At 73.2% G+C, this 16,343-nt stretch carries 12 protein-coding genes, 2 pseudogenes and 1 riboswitch; of the genes and pseudogenes, 3 read left to right on the top strand and 11 right to left on the bottom strand.

The annotated features are described in order from the left end of the window. Nucleotides 1–2 precede the first annotated feature (2 nt). The 4 genes from ACFRCG_RS13520 to ACFRCG_RS13505 form a co-directional block, all read right to left on the bottom strand. Nucleotides 3–2,336 (bottom strand): ribonucleoside-diphosphate reductase subunit alpha, encoded by a 2,334-nt coding sequence (locus ACFRCG_RS13520; RefSeq protein WP_380031249.1) that lies wholly within the window; start codon nucleotides 2,334–2,336, stop codon nucleotides 3–5. A 76-nt stretch (nucleotides 2,337–2,412) separates the two neighbouring features. Continuing rightward, nucleotides 2,413–2,666: riboswitch (cobalamin riboswitch) on the bottom strand. Between the two features lie 776 nt (nucleotides 2,667–3,442). Continuing rightward, nucleotides 3,443–4,003, bottom strand: a complete 561-nt coding sequence (gene mug, locus ACFRCG_RS13515) for a G/U mismatch-specific DNA glycosylase (protein WP_380031247.1) — start codon at nucleotides 4,001–4,003, stop codon at nucleotides 3,443–3,445. Nucleotides 4,004–4,098: 95 nt separating this feature from the next. Further along, nucleotides 4,099–4,923, bottom strand: coding sequence for a GNAT family N-acetyltransferase (locus tag ACFRCG_RS13510; protein ID WP_380031072.1), 825 nt, complete (start codon nucleotides 4,921–4,923; stop codon nucleotides 4,099–4,101). Nucleotides 4,924–4,928: 5 nt separating this feature from the next. After that, nucleotides 4,929–5,426: a MarR family winged helix-turn-helix transcriptional regulator gene (locus ACFRCG_RS13505; protein ID WP_380031070.1), complete on the bottom strand. Its 498-nt coding sequence runs from the start codon at nucleotides 5,424–5,426 to the stop codon at nucleotides 4,929–4,931. A 182-nt stretch (nucleotides 5,427–5,608) separates the two neighbouring features. Between ACFRCG_RS13505 and ACFRCG_RS13500 the strand changes: the two are divergent. Continuing rightward, nucleotides 5,609–6,352: pseudogene (locus ACFRCG_RS13500) on the top strand (amidohydrolase family protein); the annotation flags it as partial. Nucleotides 6,353–6,422: 70 nt separating this feature from the next. On the opposite strand, the gene ACFRCG_RS13495 reads toward ACFRCG_RS13500, so the two are convergent. After that, on the bottom strand, nucleotides 6,423–7,973 hold the full coding sequence (locus ACFRCG_RS13495) for an ATP-dependent DNA ligase (protein ID WP_380031067.1): 1,551 nt from the start codon (nucleotides 7,971–7,973) through the stop codon (nucleotides 6,423–6,425). 327 nt (nucleotides 7,974–8,300) lie between these two features. Beyond that, the gene (gene purB / locus ACFRCG_RS13490; RefSeq protein ID WP_380000668.1) at nucleotides 8,301–9,743 is read right to left on the bottom strand and encodes an adenylosuccinate lyase; all 1,443 of its coding nucleotides are present in this window, start codon (nucleotides 9,741–9,743) and stop codon (nucleotides 8,301–8,303) included. A gap of 127 nt (nucleotides 9,744–9,870) precedes the next feature. Here purB and ACFRCG_RS13485 point away from each other — a divergent pair, with 127 nt between their 5' ends. Together ACFRCG_RS13485 and ACFRCG_RS13480 are read left to right on the top strand one after the other, a co-directional pair. Beyond that, on the top strand, nucleotides 9,871–10,203 hold the full coding sequence (locus ACFRCG_RS13485) for a YnfA family protein (RefSeq protein ID WP_380031065.1): 333 nt from the start codon (nucleotides 9,871–9,873) through the stop codon (nucleotides 10,201–10,203). A 79-nt stretch (nucleotides 10,204–10,282) separates the two neighbouring features. Then, a pseudogene (locus ACFRCG_RS13480) lies at nucleotides 10,283–10,684 on the top strand (class I SAM-dependent methyltransferase); the annotation flags it as partial. A 16-nt stretch (nucleotides 10,685–10,700) separates the two neighbouring features. On the opposite strand, the gene ACFRCG_RS13475 reads toward ACFRCG_RS13480, so the two are convergent. From ACFRCG_RS13475 to ACFRCG_RS13455, 5 genes are all read right to left on the bottom strand, one after another. Then, the gene (locus ACFRCG_RS13475; protein WP_380031063.1) at nucleotides 10,701–11,771 is read right to left on the bottom strand and encodes a DMT family transporter; all 1,071 of its coding nucleotides are present in this window, start codon (nucleotides 11,769–11,771) and stop codon (nucleotides 10,701–10,703) included. Nucleotides 11,772–11,802: 31 nt separating this feature from the next. Continuing rightward, nucleotides 11,803–12,549 carry a GPP34 family phosphoprotein gene (locus ACFRCG_RS13470; protein WP_380031061.1) on the bottom strand — a complete coding sequence of 249 codons (747 nt, stop codon included), beginning with the start codon at nucleotides 12,547–12,549 and terminating at the stop codon, nucleotides 11,803–11,805. After that, nucleotides 12,546–12,893 carry a hypothetical protein gene (locus ACFRCG_RS13465; RefSeq protein ID WP_380031059.1) on the bottom strand — a complete coding sequence of 116 codons (348 nt, stop codon included), beginning with the start codon at nucleotides 12,891–12,893 and terminating at the stop codon, nucleotides 12,546–12,548. Before ACFRCG_RS13465 ends, ACFRCG_RS13470 begins: the two co-directional genes overlap by 4 nt. 9 nt (nucleotides 12,894–12,902) lie before the next feature. Next, nucleotides 12,903–13,793 carry an SPFH domain-containing protein gene (locus ACFRCG_RS13460; protein WP_380031245.1) on the bottom strand — a complete coding sequence of 297 codons (891 nt, stop codon included), beginning with the start codon at nucleotides 13,791–13,793 and terminating at the stop codon, nucleotides 12,903–12,905. A 413-nt stretch (nucleotides 13,794–14,206) separates the two neighbouring features. Further along, nucleotides 14,207–16,240: a hypothetical protein gene (locus ACFRCG_RS13455; protein WP_380031057.1), complete on the bottom strand. Its 2,034-nt coding sequence runs from the start codon at nucleotides 16,238–16,240 to the stop codon at nucleotides 14,207–14,209. Between the last annotated feature and the right edge of the window lie 103 nt (nucleotides 16,241–16,343).

Raw genomic sequence — 16,343 nt, 5'->3', positions numbered from 1 at the left:
GCTCACGTGCACGCCTCACATGCTTCGGGGTTCTCCAGCGAGCAGGCGATAATCTCGACATCGGAGGGGGCGAGGTCCGAGATCTCCTCGACCGGCGCGGCGGACGCCTGCGCGGGCACGGTCGCCTGCTGGATCCGCGTCGCGGGGCGCGAGCGCAGGTAGTACGTGGTCTTGAGACCGGTGGACCACGCGTAGCGGTACATCGAGGACAGCTTGCCGATGGTCGGGTCGGCCATGAACAGGTTCAGCGACTGCGACTGGTCGATGTACGGCGAGCGGGCCGCCGCCAGATCGATCAGCGCGCGCTGCGGAAGCTCCCACGCGGTTCGGTACAACTCCCGTACGTCCTCCGGGAGTTCGGCGATGCCCTGGACCGAGCCCTCGGCGCGCTTGATCCGGTCGCGCACCTCGGGGGTCCACAGGCCGCGGGCCTTGAGTTCACGCACCAGGTAGCCGTTGATCTGCAGGAACTCGCCGGACAGCGTCTCGCGCTTGAACAGGTTGGACACCTGCGGCTCGATGCACTCGTAGGCGCCCGCGATGGAGGCGATGGTCGCGGTCGGCGCGATCGCCACGAGCAGCGAGTTGCGCAGCCCGTGCTCGGCCACGCGGGTGCGCAGCGCGTCCCAGCGCTTGGTCCGGGTCGGGTACACGCCCTCCCACAGGTCCGGCTGGAGCCGGCCGCGCGCGGCGTGCGTCTCGGCGTAGGCCGGGTGCGGGCCGTGTGCCTCGGCGAGCGCCGAGGAGGTCTCCAGGGCGGTGAGGTAGATCTCCTCGGAGATCAGCGTGGACAACTCGCGCGCCTCGGCCGAGTCGAACGGCAGGCCGAGCGTGAAGAACACGTCCTGCAGGCCCATCAGTCCCAGGCCCACCGGGCGCCAGCGCGGGTTGGACGCGGCGGCCTGGTCGGTCGGGTAGTAGTTGATGTCGATCACGCGGTCGAGGAAGATCACCGCGGTGCGCACCGTGGCGCGCAGCTTGTCCCAGTCCATGCCCTCGCCGGCGACCACGTGCGCGCCGAGGTTGACCGAGCCGAGGTTGCACACGGCGGTCTCGCCGTCGCTGGTGACCTCCAGGATCTCGGTGCACAGGTTGGACAGGTGCACCACGTTGCCCGGTTCGGCGGCCTGGTTGCAGGTCCGGTTGGCGGCGTCCTTGAAGGTCATCCAGCCGTTGCCGGTCTGCGCGAGGGTGCGCATCATCCGGGCGTACAGGTCGCGCGCGGGCATCTGCCGGACGAATCGGCCGTCCCGCTCGGCGGCTTCGTACACCTTGTCGAACTCGGCGCCCCACAGGTCGGGCAGCTCGGGCAGCTCGTTCGGGTCGAACAGCGACCAGACGCCGTCCTCCTCGACGCGCCGCATGAACAGGTCCGGCACCCAGTTGGCCAGGTTGAGGTTGTGCGCACGACGCGCGTCCTCGCCGGTGTTCTCCCGCAGTTCGAGGAACTCCAGGATGTCGGGGTGCCAGGTCTCCAGGTACACGCAGGCCGCGCCCTTGCGCCGGCCGCCCTGGTTGACCGCCGCCACCGACGAGTCGAGGGTCTTCAGCCACGGCACGATGCCGTTGGAGTGCCCGTTGGTGCCCCGGATCAGCGAGCCGCGCGAGCGCACCCGCGACCAGGCCACGCCGATGCCGCCGGCGAACTTCGACAGCCGGGCGATTCGCCCGTACATGTCATAGATCGACTCCAGCTCGTCCTTGGGCGAGTCGAGCAGGTAGCACGAGGACATCTGGGTGTGCACGGTGCCGGAGTTGAACAGCGTCGGCGAGCTGGGCAGGTAGGCCAGCGAGGACATCAGCCGGTAGAAGCCGATCGCCTCGCCGGGCTCCTTGGACAGACCGCACGCCACGCGCAGCAGGAAGTGCTGCGGGGTCTCGACCACCTTGCGCGAGACGGGGTGGCGCAGCAGGTAGCGGTCGTAGACGGTGCGCAGGCCGAAGTACTCGAAGCGGCGGTCGCCGTCGGCGTCGACGGCGGCGTCCAGCTCGGCGGCGTGCGCGGCGACGAACGCCGCGGTCTCCGCGCCGATGATGCCCTCGCGGTGACCGAGCGCGATGCCGGCGCTGAAGGAGGCGACGCCGGCCTCGGCGGCCTCGTCGGCGATCCGGCCGGCCAGCAGGCGCGCGGCGAGCCGCGAGTAGGCGGGCTCCTCGGCGATCAGCTCGGCGGCGGTGCGCACGGCCAGGTCGGCCGCCGCGCCGCGGTCCGCACCCTCGTTCAGACCCGCGACGACCCGGCGGACGACCCGATCCGGATCGACCTCCGGCAGATCGCGCGCCTGGGTGCGCACCAGGGTGGCAAGGCGGTCCTCGGGGCTCTCGTCGACCCGCATCCGGGTCGCGCCCACGCTGTCCACAACGGTCACGTGCTCTCTCCTCGCGAGCTCGTACGTACAGGTGACCCCACGCCCGAAGGCGCGGGCAGCCGGCAGGTATTCGGACTCGCGGGCATGCCGGGGCACCGCCGGGCACGGCGTGTGCTCGGTGGTCCGCGGAGTGCCTAGGGGCCGTCGCTTCCCGTACGCCCTTCGGCGTCCGGCGCTCTATGACGACTTTCGTTCCCGCTCACCGCTGCGGGGGCAGTTCCGGCCTCGCACCGGATTCCCTCTTGCCTCGCCTTCCCGGAAACTTCGGTCGGGCGAACCAGCTGCGTCGCAGAGCATATATGTAGTGGCGGGGTGGTCGTTGCACCCCCAGGTGTTGTGTCGGGTCCCGATTCCCGGCGTGTCACGGTTCGCCGGAGACGTGCCCGGGTGGTACGACCGGCGAGCAATTGCGACACGCGTCGAGCGCCCCGAACCCCCGCTCCCCCGGCGTCAGTCCGGCCCCACCGGGCCTGCACGGGCCGCGCGGGACGGGGCCGGGGGCGGCGGGAGCACGGCCGGGGCGGACCGGATCGATGGTGGATCGCACGTCGGCCGCCGCGCCGATCGGCCGGCAAATTCCTTCCTCACCGGGCGTGTCGCAGGGCGCGTGACAAGAAGCACATCGCGCCGCGGTCGGCCGATTCACGCGGAGCGGATCGGCGGCCTCGGCCCTCGGGTCGGGACGAGCGGGGTCGCCTCCGGGCCCGGATCACGCCGCGCGGCCGACTCACGGCCGACGCGTGCGCGGGCTCGGTCCGGGTGGGCGGGCGTGTCGGGGCGGGCTGCCTTGCGGTCGGTCCGTCGGCCGGGGTACCTCCCGGCCCGAGTCGCGCCATTCGGCGACCAACGCCTCGTAGACGGGAGTTTCGAACGTCTCGGTGGGCCACGGCCCGTATGGGGCCCGCAGGATCTTCATGTCGACCCAACCGCGCGGGAGGGCGCGAAGTAACCGCCAACCGAGTGATGCCACCCGGTCGATTGACGGCCCACCCCGGGTCGGGTCGCCCACGACGACGCCCGGTCGCCGCCGCACACGGTGGGCGGCACGGATGGCGCCCCCGCGCGCGGTCCTCCTACTCGGGCGGGTAGGCCGTGGTGCGCAGGGCGGTGAAGGCTTCGGCCAGGGCCGCGGCCGTCCAGTGGGCGTTCAGACCGCTGGGGTTGGGGAGTACCCAGATTCCGGTCTCGTCGATCGTCTCCGACTGGCGGCCGACCACCGCCTTGGGGCGGCCGAAGCCGGTGCGGTAAGCGCCGATGCCGAGGACCGCCAACCAGGCCGGTCGGTACCGGCGTACCTTCGCGGTGAGCGCCAGGCCGCCGGCCCGGTACTCCTCCTTCGTCAACTCGTCGGCGCGCGCGGTGGTTCGGGCCACCACGTTGGTGATGCCGAGGCCGAGCGTGGTCAACTCGCGCTGCGCGGCGGGCTCGATCAGGCGCGGAGTGAAGCCCGAGGCGTACAGGGCCGGCCAGAACCGGTTGCCGGGACGGGCGAAGTGCCGCCCGGTGGCGCCCGACCAGAGCCCCGGGTTGATGCCGCAGAACAGCACCCGCAGGTTCGGCGCGATCACGTCCGGGATGCTTCGACCGTGCGCGGCGGCCAACTCGTCGGCGGTGGGATTGCGGCCGGGCGGGATCGGCAGCACGATCGACGCGGCGGCATCGGTCTTCGCGCCCGCCTGCTCCGCGCCCGCCGCGCCCGCCGCGCCCGCCCGCGCCTCGTCCCGCCGGCTCACGGCGCCTCCGCGATCATCGCCGTCCCCACCGAGCGGAAGCCGATCCGGTCGTACACCCGCGCGACGTCCTCGTCCCCCGCGCTCAGGAACACCGTCTCGCTCCCGCCCTCCAGCGCGTGCCGGGCCAACTCCCAGGTCACCGCCGCCGCGAGGCCGCTGCGCCGGGCCGCGGGCAGGGTGGCCACGCCGACGATCTCGGTCGTGTCGTACAGGTGCTGGTAGCTGCCCACGCACAGCGGTCCGGCCGGGCTGTACGCCGCGAACATCACCGTCTCGCCGCTGCGCAGCCGCTCGTTGAGGTAGGACAGCAGGCCCGGATCCTGGCCGAGCGCCGCGGTGTCCCGCTCGGCGGGCCCGTCGGAGCCGGGCGCGGTCCCGGGGTTGGCGAAGCCGACCGCCGCGACGCTGTGCACGATCGCCAGGTCGGTGGCGTCCGCGCGGATTCGCCGCAGCGTCACCAGGTCCGGCAGATCCGGGCGCTCGACCGGATGCTCGTCCGGGTCGAGCACCATCAGCGGGTGCTCGTGTACATGCAGTTCGGCCTCGATCGCGGCCGCCCGCAGCGCGGGCGTGCTCTCGTGGACCCATTCGAACGTCTCGGGCACTTTCAACTCTCTCTGCCGCGCCCGCACCGCGCGCACGTCCGCGACGGTGGGCTCGGCGAGGCCGCCGAGCGTGGGTCGGGCATAGTAGGGCCACCCTTCGCCCTCCCGGACGAACAGCGTCAGCGCGCCGATCGCCTCGGTGCGGGTGAACCGGCGGGGCACCGCGTCGTAGAAGGTCTCCAAATGCGCGCGCAGTTCCGCGGCGGACTTCGGCATGCGGGTCAGTGTGACACGGCCGTCGGCACCGGTTCGGCCCGGTGTCCGAAGCCCGCCTTCACCCCGGAGCCCGCGTTCGACCCGAAGCCCGCCTTCAACCGGCCCAGGAGTTCGGACAGTCGCTCCGCGTCCTCGTCCGGCCAGTCGGCCAGCCGCTCGGCGATCACCGCGAGGCAGCTCTCGGTGGCCCGGTCGACCACGGCGCGCCCCTCAGGGGTGAGTCCGAGCAGCACCGACCGGCCGTCGCGCGGGTCCGGGCGGCGGGCCACCCAGCCGTGTTCGACCAGGTGCGCCAGGTGTCGGCTGACCACGGACATGTCCAGGTCGAGGAGTTCGGCCACGCGCCCGGCGCGCAGCGGTTCGGCGCTGCGGCCGAGCACGAACAGGACCGCGGAGCCGGGCGGCAGACTGCCGGGCGGGACAGCCTTGACGAGGCCGCGGTGTACGCCGACGATGCCCTCCAACTCGGTGAGCAGGTGCCGACAGGCTTCCCTGGTGGCCATGGCGGCTCGCTCCTTCCTGTGCGCGGGCGGTGGTACGCCCGCGCCGCGGCGACTTCGTTGCCTGCCACAACCATAGAAGAACTTAGTTGCATTCGACAACTTCTCCGGCCGGAGGATCCGCCACGCCCGGCCGGCGCCCGGGTACGGTATGCGGCGTTCCCGCAGCCGACGGAGGCACCGCCGTGTCCGGATCGCCCGCTCGTCGCGTGTTCGACGCGCATCTGCACATCGTCGACCCGCGTTTCCCGCTCGTCGCCAACCACGGCTACCTGCCGCCGACCTTCACCACCGCCGACTACCTGGCCCGCGCCGTCCCGCTCGGCGTGACCGGCGGCGCGGTGGTGTCCGGCTCCTTCCAGGGCTTCGATCAGACCTACCTCCTCGACGCGCTGGACCGACTCGGCCCCGCCTTCGTCGGGGTGACCCAGCTGCCGCCCGACGTCCCCGACCGGCGGATCGCCGAGCTGGACGCGGCCGGGGTACGGGCGATCCGGTTCAACGTCCGGCGCGGCGGCTCGGCGACGATCGACCACCTGGACCGGCTCGCCCACCGGGTCCACGAGATCGCCGGTTGGCATGCCGAGCTGTACCTCGACGCCCGCGATCTGCCCGACCTGCTCCCGGTGTTGACCGCGCTGCCGAGGGTGAGCATCGACCACCTGGGCCTGTCCCGGGAGGGGCTGCCGCATCTGCTGCGGCTGGTCGAACACGGCGCCCGGGTCAAGGCCACCGGTTTCGGCCGGTTCGACGCGGACGTATCCGCGACGCTGCGCGCCGTCGCCGCCGTCGACCCGCGGGCCCTGCTCGCCGGCACCGACCTGCCCTCGACGCGCGCGCCCCGCCCGTTCCAAGACGCCGATCTCGACCTGATCGCGGACTCGGTCGGGCCGGACCTGGCCGCCGCCGTCCTGTACGACAACGCGCACGCCCTCTACCGTCCGCGCGATCAGGCGGCGCTCGTCGGGTCGGTCGGCGCCCCCGGGCCGCCGGCACCGCTCACTCCCGGGCCGCGAGCGCCCGGACCGTGTCCATGTCGTCCGCCTCCGCGGCCGTCTTGTCCTCCCGGTAGCGCAACACCCGCGCGAAGCGCAGCGCGAGGCCGCCCGGATAGCGGGTGCTGGTCTGCAGCCCGTCGAAGGCGATCTCCACGACGAGTTCGGGTCGCACCCACACGGTCCAGTCGTCCCGGCGCACCTCGAGTTCCCGCAACCGCCGGGTCTGCCACGCGAGCAGTTCGTCGGTGAGTCCCTTGAACGTCTTGCCGAGTATCACGAACCCGTCCCCGCCCGGATCCCGCGCGCCCAGGTGCAGATTGCTCAGCGTGCCGCGCCGGCGCCCGTGGCCCCACTCGGCGGCCAGCACCACCAGGTCGAGGGTGTGCCGCGGTTTGACCTTGACCCAGCCGGCGCCGCGCCGACCCGCCGTGTAGGGGGTGTCCAGGGACTTCACCACCACCCCTTCGTGCCCGCGTGCGACCGCGTCGGCGAAGAACGCCCGCGCCGCCGCGTCGTCCCCGGTGACCAGCCGGGGCACCAGGAGTTCGGGCGGCGCCAGGTCCGCGAGCGCGGCCCAGCGGTCCGCGCCGGGGTGGTCGATCAGGTCCTCGCCGTCCACGTGCAGCACGTCGAACAGGTATACCGTCAGCGGCGTCTCGGCCCGCAGCCGCGCCGCGTCGCGGGTCCCGGTCCGGGAGGCGGTGATCTGGAACGGGTGCGGCCTGCCGTCCGGGCGCAGCGCGATCGCCTCGCCGTCGAGCACGGCGGTACGCACCGGCAACGCCCGTACCGCCTCGACCAGTTCGGGTACGCGCGGGGTGATGTCGTCCAGGCTGCGGGTGTACACCGCGACCCGAGCGCCGTCGCGGTGGATCTGCACCCGGATGCCGTCGATCTTCCACTCCAACGCGACCTCGGCGGCGGGGTCCTTGGCCCGCAACCTGGCCAGCGCGCCGGCCACGTCCGGCGCACCGGCGGCGAGCATCGGGCGCACCGGGCGGCCGACGTCGAGGGTGAGCGCATCGAGCGCGGCCCGGCCGCCGTGCAGCGCGGCGGCGGCCACCGGTCCGGCGGCGCCGCGCAACATCAGCGCCCGCCGTACCGCCGTGGCCGGGACCTCGGCCGCGCGGGCGATCGCGTCCGCCATCACCCCGTCCAGTGCGCCCTGGCGTACCTCGCCGACCAACAGCCCGATCAGGAAGCGCTGTTCGACCTCGGTCGCGCGGGCGAACAGCGCGTCGAGCGCGGCCCGTCGGGCGGCCTGCGAGCCGGTACCGGTGGTGGCCCCGATCGCGGCCAGCGCGGCGTCCACCTCCAGGAGGGTCAACGACGCCTCGGCCGCGGGCTGCGGCACCGCCCGCAGCATGGCGGGCCCCACACCGATCTGCCGCTGGGTGAGCGTGCCCGCGAGATAGGCGACCACCACGGTCGCCTCGTCCGGCTCCGCCCGCCGCAGACACCCGGCCACCAACTCCGCCTTCGCGGTCCGCCCGGACTCCCCCGCGATCTCCCCGGACACGACGGCCACCTCCCGAAACGACAGCGACCCCACGCCCACCACTCCTCCCGACGACTCCCCCCACCATGACCGCCGAGACCACATTTCAATCCCCGGCCCCGGGTCGCCCGCCCGACGGACAACCGATGCGGTCCGACCGACTCGCCGCGACGGGGCGGCCCCGTGGTATTTGACGGAACATGAGGCCCGCCGGTGCTGCCGCCACCGCGACGCCCGAGCCGGCCGTCGTGACGTCGGGGCGACCAGGAGCCCGTGAGGCCGAACGCCGAACGGGCCGGGGCATGCGAGGGATTCCCGCGTGACCCGGCCCGTTCGGCGGCAGGTGCGATTGGACCTGGCGCGTGCCTTCGAACTCCCGCGCTAGAGAATCGCGCCCGGGCGGTACTTCGCCGCCTCCGGGTGCTTCTCCGCGACCGCCTCGACCCGACGGACCACCTCGGCCACCTGGGCGGCCGCGGCGCCGGTGAACGACAGCCGGTCGGCGAGCAGCGTGTCGAGGGCGGCCCGGTCCAGCGGCAGCCGCTCGTCGGCGGCCAGGCGGTCGAGCAGTTCGTTGCGTTCGACGCCCTCCCGCAGCGCCAGCGCCGAGGCGACCGCGTGCTCCTTGATCACCTCGTGCCCGGCCTCGCGCCCCACCCCACCGCGGATCGCGGCCATCAACACCTTGGTCGTGGCCAGGAACGGCAGGTAGCGGTCGAGTTCGCGCGCGACCACGGCCGGAAACGCGCCGAACTCCTCCAGCACGGTCAGGAACGTCTCGACCAGCCCGTCGAACGCGAAGAACGCGTCCGGCAGCGCCACCCGCCGCACCACCGAGCAGGACACGTCGCCCTCGTTCCACTGGTCGCCCGCCAACTCGCCGACCATCGAGGCGTAGCCGCGCAGGATCACCGTGAAGCCGTTGACCCGCTCGCACGAACGTGTGTTCATCTTGTGCGGCATCGCCGACGACCCGACCTGACCGGGCTGGAAGCCCTCGGTGACCAGTTCGTGCCCGGCCATCAGCCGGATCGTCTTGGCCAACGACGACGGCGCGGCGGCCAACTGGACCAGCGCGGTCACCACGTCGTAGTCGAGCGAGCGCGGGTAGACCTGACCGACGGACACGAACGCGTGCTCGAAGCCCAGGTGCGCGGCGACCCGCCCCTCCAGCTCGGCCAGCCGGTCCTCGTCGCCGCCGAGCAGGTCGAGCATGTCCTGCGCGGTGCCGACCGGGCCCTTGATCCCACGCAGCGGGTAGCGGGCGATCAGGTCCTCGAGGCGGTGGTAGGCCACCAGCAGCTCGTCGGTCGCCGACGCGAACCGCTTGCCCAGCGTGGTCGCCTGCGCGGCGACGTTGTGCGAGCGGCCGGCCATGACCAGCTCGGCGTACTGTGCGGACAGCTCGGCGAGCCGGACCAGCAGCGCCACCACCCGGTCGCGGACCAGTTCGAGCGAGGAGCGGATCTGCAACTGCTCGACGTTCTCGGTCAGATCGCGCGAGGTCATGCCCTTGTGCACGTGCTCGTGGCCGGCGAGGGCGTTGAACTCCTCGATCCGGGCCTTGACGTCGTGCCGGGTGACCCGCTCGCGCTCGGCGATCGAGGCCAGGTCGACCTGCTCCACCACCCGCTCGTAGTCGGCGACCGCGCCCTCGGGCACGTCGATGCCCAGGTCGGCCTGGGCACGCAGCACCGCGAGCCACAGTCGGCGCTCGAGCACCACCTTGTACTCGGGGGACCACAGCGTGGCCAGCGCCGGGGAGGCGTAGCGGTTGGCCAGAACGTTCGGAATGCGGGGCTTGCGCACAGGCTGGGACGTCACGACCGGGGAGTTTACCGAGCCGCCGGCCCCGCTCTCACCGGCCGTCCACGATCGTGGACGGCCGGCGGGCCCGGTGCGCGTGCGCCGGGTGTTCGGCCGCGTCGCGCTTCGCCCCTACGGTACGTCCATGATCGTCGCGCGCTCCCTGGTCCTGTTCGCCTTCGCCGCGCTCGCCGAGATCGGCGGCGCGTGGCTGGTCTGGCAGTCCGTGCGCGAACACCGGCCGTGGTGGGTGGCGGGCCTCGGGGTGATCGCGCTGGGCGTGTACGGGTTCGTCGCGACCCTCCAGCCCGACGCCGATTTCGGTCGGATCCTGGCCGCCTACGGCGGGGTGTTCGTCGCGGGCTCGCTGGCCTGGGGCATGGTCGTGGACGGCTTCCGCCCGGACCGCTGGGACGTGGCCGGCGCGAGCGTGTGCCTGGTCGGCGTGGCGCTGATCATGTACGCGCCGCGCCGCTGACGTCTCCCCGTTTCACCGATACGGCCGAATCACCGGTGCGGCCGACGGCACGGACGGCGGCGAGGGGACAATCGACGGCATGGACAAGATCCGGCCCGCCTACGAGGAACTGGGCGCCGAGGGTTTCTACGCCCGCCACGGGGCGGAGTACCGCAACCCGCACGAGCCGCGGGTGCGGGCGGTGCTGGCCGAGGTGCTGACCGGGCCGTTCGCGGCCGAGCCCGGGTTGGCGGCCTCGGTCCTCGACCTGGCCTGCGGCAGCGGCGAGGCCACGCTGGCGCTGCGCGACCTGGGCGCGCGGGAGGTGACCGGCGTCGATCCGTACACCGGCGATGCCTACCTGGAGCGGACCGGGCGGCCGGCCGAGCCGTTGCGGTTCGAGCAGATCGCGGCGGGCGCGCTGGCCGGGCGCACCTATTCGCTCGTGGTGTGCAGCTACGCGCTGCACCTGCTCGCCGAGTCGCGGCTGCCGGCGCTGGCCTACGCGCTGACCGAGGTCACGACGGCGTTCGTTGTGGTGACTCCGCACAAACGTCCGGTGCTGCGGCCGGAGTGGGGGTGGCACCTGCATCGGGAGTTGCTCGTGGATCGGGCCCGGGCCCGGGTGTATCGGACATTCCCGGAGTCGACCGGGACCGCCGTGCCTGCCGGGTCCGCCGGGTCTCCCGGGGCGACTGGGCCAGGGTGACGCCCGCGCTGGCGATCACCACCAGCGCGATGCCCGCGATCTGCACGAGCACCAGCGACTGGTGCAGCACCAGGAAGCCGGCCATCCCGGCCACGGCCGGCTCCAGGCTGGCCAGCAGGCCGAACGTGGCCGGCGGCAGGTGCTTCATCGCCAGCATCTCGAAGCTGTACGGCAGCGCCGAGGACAGCAGCGCGACACACGCGCCCAACCCCAGCATCTTGGGCTCGACCAGTGCGGAGCCGGCCGTCGCCACACCCAGCGGCGTCACCAGCACCGCGGCCACCACGAAGCCCAGGGCCAGGCCCTCGATGCCGTCGAAGCGTGCGGAGATCTTCGAGGCGACCACGATGTAGCCCGCCCAGCAGGCCGCCGCGGCCAGGATGAACACCACCCCCACCGGGTCGAGGCCGCCGAATCCGCCGCCGCCGAGCAACAGCACGCCGCCGGCGGCGAGCACGATCCACACCATGTCGCGCAATCGGCGGGACAACACCACGGCCAGGCCGAGCGGGCCCAGGAACTCCAGGGTGACCGCGGGTCCCAGCGGGAGCCGGTCGATGGCCTCGTAGAAGCACATGTTCATGCCCGCGAACATCACGCCCAGGCCGGCCACCACCAGCCAGTCGCCGCGTGAGCGTCCACGCACCCGGGGCCGGGAGAAGGCGAGCAGCAGCGCGGCGGCGATGACCAGACGCAGCGTGACCGCGCCCGCCGGTCCGACCTGCGGGAAGAGCCGGGCCGCGAACGCGGCGCCGAACTGGATCGAGCACGCACTCGCGAGCACCAGCAACACCGCACGCCCTCGCGGCCCCGGCAACAGCCGGTCGGCGAGGGCGGGATGCGGGCGCGCGGGCACGCCGGTGGTGGTGCGGGAGGTCATTCCCCGACACTACGGACACCGTCAAGCCGGTTCAGCCGGCGGCCCCGGATTTCGCGTCCCGTACCACCACGCGCAGCGCGTCCGGGATCGGGCCGAGAGGCGCCGACAACTCGTTGATCCGCTTCTTCGCCTCCCGGCGTTCCCGACCGCCGAGCACCGTGCGCAGTTCACCCTGGTAGGCGAGTACGGCCAGGGCCGCGTCCGGAGTGGGCACCTCGGCGACCCGGCCCTTGAGCGCGGCCCGCATCGCGTTCACCGCCGCGACGCGCATCGGTGCCTGCCGCAGCACGAACCGGCGGTACGGGATGAGCCCGAACAGGCGGCGCGTCTCCTGCCGGATCACCCGGTCGTGCACCAGCGAGTCCGCGACCCGGTCGACGGCCTTGCCGTCACGCTTTTTCACCCAGTACCGCCAGCGGTGCGCCCGCTCGCTCGCCTCGATCCGGGCCAGCAGGTCGGCCGCCAGCTCACACGGCGGCACGGCCGCTCCGGCCCGCCCCGTCCGCCCCGACGTCGCCCGGACCTTGCCGGCGTCGTCGCGGATCAGGCCCAGGTCGTGGAGCTCGTACAGGGCCGCCGCCTGCAGCGTCGCCCCGAGGTGGGTGCGGCTCAGCATGCGTTGCCGTTCGGGGCTGTAGGCCAGCAGGAACACTCGTTGGGGCAGTGTCGCGTGCATGTCGACCTCCTCGGCGCCGGGGCGTCGGATCGTCTCCGGGATGGTGGTTCGGTCCTCCGCCTGTGCGGTGACCTGCGAGATGGCCCGCGAGGTGGTCGTCACGGCGCGGTCTCGACGTCGCCAGGGTCGCCACCGTCGCCGCCGCGCCGACCAGGAGTGCCAGGGTCGCCTCGATCGCCACCGTCGCCTCCACCGGGCTCGGTATCGGAATCGGAATCGGTATCGGAATCGGCGGCCGAGCCGGCCGGCGGAGCCGACTTGGGCGGGCGGCCCCGTCGGGCCGGTCGCCCGGCATTGCCCGGCATCCGCCCCGCGTCGCCCAGCGCACGGCGCAGCAGGAACTCGATCTGGGCGTTGGTGCTGCGCAGTTCGTCGGCCGCCCACTTGGCGATCGCGTCGTGCACGGCCGGGTCCAGCCGGAGCAGGATCTTCTTGCGTTCGGTCACGGGGACCGACTATGCGTACAGGGAACCCGTGTTGACCACGGGCTGGGTGGCCTGGTCGCTGCACAGGACCACGAGCAGGTTGCTGACCATGGCCGCCCGACGGTCGTCGTCGAGTTCCACCAGGTCGCCTTCCTCGAGCCGGTTCAGCGCCAGTTCGACCATGCCCACCGCGCCCTCGACGATCCGCTGCCGGGCCGCGACCACCGCACCCGCCTGCTGGCGACGCAACATCGCCTGGGCGATCTCCGGCGCGTAGGCGAGCCGGGTGATCCGCGACTCGACCACGCTGACCCCGGCCGAGGCGACCCGGGCACCGATCTCGGCGGACAACTTGCCGGTGATCTCGTCGGCGTTGTCGCGCAGGGACATGCCGCCCTGGCCGTGGTCGTCGTACGGGTAGCTGTTGGCGATGTGCCGCACGGCGGTCTCGGTCTGGATGGCGACGAACTCCTCGAAGTCGTCCACCTCGAACTTGGCCTGCGCGGTGTCCTCGACCTGCCAGACCACGACCGCGGCGATCTCGATCGGATTGCCGTCGTTGTCGTTGACCTTGGCGGTCTGCGTCTCGTGGTTGCGGATCCGGGTGGAGACCTTGGTGCGGTCGGTGAACGGGTTCACCCAGCGCAGCCCGTCCTTGCGCAACGTGCCCTTGTAGTGCCCGAACAGCTGAAGAACCCGCGCCTCGCCGGGCGCGACGGTGGTCAGTCCACACAGCCCGAACAGCGCCAGGACGATGATCACGATCCCACTCGTGACGGCGGCCACCTTCTGCCCGTCGTCCAGGAGCGCGCCGACCACGGTCAACCCGATGCCCCCGGCGATACCGAGCACCCCCACGACCAACGCGGGCAACCCGGCCGCCCCCGTCACCACCCGCTCCCGCACCTGAGGCGCCGGCATCTCCACGACGGCCCCGGACCCGAAATCACTCACAACGTCCACTCCCCACTCGACCAACCTGTCATCACCACTATAGCAAAGTGATATCACTTTTCCGCAAGCCCCGAACCCCCGACCCGGGCCCCGACCGACAGGCACCACAGCCGGGCGACGAATCGGCACCCGACCGCCGACGCGCGCTCCTTACGCGCGGGCGGTCGGCGAGCGGGAGGGCCGGCAGCGAGCGAGCCGGCAGCCCAACGGGCGGGCAGGCGACCGGCGAACGGCCTGGCACGCGGGCGGCCTGGTGCCTCGACGTCCGACGAGTGGCCGTGGTCGTGTCCGGGGGGGTGGGCACCGTCGTGGTGGTCGGGTCGGTGGCGGACGCGCGGCGGGTGGACACCCGGTCGGGTGCCGCGCCGGTCGCCTCCCGATCAGGTCAGCGACTTGATGGTGCCGCCCGACTTGAGCGTGGCCATCACCTGGGGGCGGGCCGTGGTGTTCGGGGTGGCGCCGGGGGACTTGAGGATCAGTTGGCGAGCGTCCGCCGAGCCGGTGAGGGGGGCGGAGGCGGTCAGCTTGACCACATCCCGGCTGCCGGCCGCGACCAGGTACCAGGTGCCGGATCGGGCGCGCCACCACGTGGCGGTGACGATGTCGTTGGCCGAACGGCTGCACGCGGGCGAATCGGCGAGCCGCTCGACGGTCTGCGCGCCGGCCGCGTTGGCCCCGGGTGGCAGGAACTGGACCACGACGTCGCCGCCACCCCGACGGTCGAACGCGTGCACGCACGACCACATGCCCTCCCCGGCCGCCTCCGGCAGGTCGAAGTGCGCGAACTCCCAGTTGTCCACCAGTCGCAGGCCCCGCCCGCGCAGCGTCTCCAGCACACAGGCCGTGCGTGACCACGCGGTCAGCGCCCGCTCGGTCGAGGCCGCCTCCGCCGGCCGGCCGGTGTGCGCGAACTCCGGCGGCGGCATGTAGGTGAGGTGGGTCGCGGACACCTCGCCCAGGTCCGCGAGCAGGTACGGGTGGCCGTCGGCGGCCCGCCTGGACACCAGTTCGAGCACCGGCACCGTCGCGCAGCCCTTGGCCACCGTGTCCGGATCCGGCATCGGGGCGGTCGTTCCGTCGGTGACCGACAGCGGCCTGCTCTTGTCGTCGGGTCGGCGCAGATCCCGCGTCGCCGCCTCGTCCACCCACGGTGCGAGCAACATCCGCACGCCCGCCACGCCCCGGTGCAGCACCACGGCAGAGGCGGAGCGGGCGTCCGAGTCGTCGGCCGCGGCCACGTCGAGACGGTGGCCGCCGCGCTCCTCGGTGTAGCGGGCCAGGCGCGTACCGTCGGTGAGCAGGACCACCGCGGCCCCCTCGACGTCGCCGGCGTACAGAAGGCGCGGCAGGCCGATCGGCGGGCCGGCAGCGGCGCCCTGTCCGAGCGCGACGACGGTGCCGGCCTCGGGCTCGAACCAGGCCCGGACCGCACGCCGGGTCAGCGCCTGGTCGTCGGCGCGCGTCCCTCGGGTGGACCAGACGTCGAAGTCCAGCCGGGTGGTGGTGGTCCAGGCGTCGGCCGGGACCATCCGGGGCGGCTCGACCACGACCCGGGCGGCGGGCGCGACGCGGGCGCCGGACTCGGTCGCGTCGCCGACATACGGAACGAGGCCGGCCGGCACCGCCGCGATTGCGAGCGCACCCAGCACGGCACGCCTCCGGCGCCGTCGGCGCAGCAGGTCCGACGGGGTGGCCCGGAGCGTGCACGGGTCGAAGTGGGCGGCGTGCAGCAGTCGCTCCCCCGCCGATCCGGGCCCGTCGGCGCGGGCCGCGGGGCCGGCCGCGAGCGCGTCGGCCTCGGCCTCCGCGCTCGCGATGTCCTCGACGCCGGCCATCAGCAGCAGTTCGACCACCCCGACCGGATCGAGACCTTCGAGCGCCCGCAACACGTAGGCCGCCCGCCCCGGCCCGGACAGTCGGCCCAGCGCCTGTTCGATCGCCGGCTCGTCGGCGGCGCCGGTCGGCGGGAACAGGCGCAGCCCCCAGACCTGCGGCAGCGCCGCAGGTCTGGCCGCCCACCGCCGGGTGGACCGACATCGCAGCAGCGCGCCGCGCACGATCCGCAGCCGAACGAGTTCCGCGTCACCCATCCCCGCCGCACCCGGTCGACGCCCGACGTCGCGCCACCGACCGGGCAGTGCGTCCTGGACCAGGGCGTGGGCCGCGAGCACCCGGCGGTGCCGTTCCAGGCCGGGCGGCAGGATCAGGTAGGCGAGCCGCACCAGTTCGGGATAGCGGCCGACCACCAGGGCCTCGGTCCGGTGCACCGCGCGCCCGTCGAGCCGCCGCCGACACAGGTCGGCCAGGCCCGCCCGGGCCCGGCGCGCCCGACCCCCGATGCTCGATTCGCTTCCGAGCTCCCGGACGGGCTCGGCCGCCGGTTCGGACACGCTCTCGTGACCGCCGCGTGGCATGTGATGGGTCCCCTCTCGCCGCGCCGTGGTCGACGCCCGCGATGGGGTGCGGGGCCGTGCGCACGGTGGCCAACGAGCGCCCTCGCAAGAGGTCACACATGGT

Origin of the sequence: Embleya sp. NPDC056575 (assembly GCF_042793325.1) — a bacterium.
GTDB lineage: Bacteria > Actinomycetota > Actinomycetes > Streptomycetales > Streptomycetaceae > Embleya.
Note: the sequence above shows the minus strand (reverse complement) of the source record. Positions and strands in the feature narration are given on the sequence as shown.

Bases quoted from the DNA above. Each gene is read 5' to 3' on its own strand.
- ACFRCG_RS13460 (WP_380031245.1), bottom strand. From the start codon at position 13,793: ATGCCGGCGCCTCAGGTGCGGGAGCGGGTGGTGACGGGGGCGGCCGGG.
- ACFRCG_RS13520 (WP_380031249.1), bottom strand. From the start codon at position 2,336: ATGCGGGTCGACGAGAGCCCCGAGGACCGCCTTGCCACCCTGGTGCGC.
- ACFRCG_RS13475 (WP_380031063.1), bottom strand. From the start codon at position 11,771: ATGACCTCCCGCACCACCACCGGCGTGCCCGCGCGCCCGCATCCCGCC.
- ACFRCG_RS13510 (WP_380031072.1), bottom strand. From the start codon at position 4,923: ATGCCGAAGTCCGCCGCGGAACTGCGCGCGCATTTGGAGACCTTCTAC.
- ACFRCG_RS13485 (WP_380031065.1), top strand. From the start codon at position 9,871: ATGATCGTCGCGCGCTCCCTGGTCCTGTTCGCCTTCGCCGCGCTCGCC.
- ACFRCG_RS13455 (WP_380031057.1), bottom strand. From the start codon at position 16,240: ATGCCACGCGGCGGTCACGAGAGCGTGTCCGAACCGGCGGCCGAGCCC.
- ACFRCG_RS13505 (WP_380031070.1), bottom strand. From the start codon at position 5,426: ATGGCCACCAGGGAAGCCTGTCGGCACCTGCTCACCGAGTTGGAGGGC.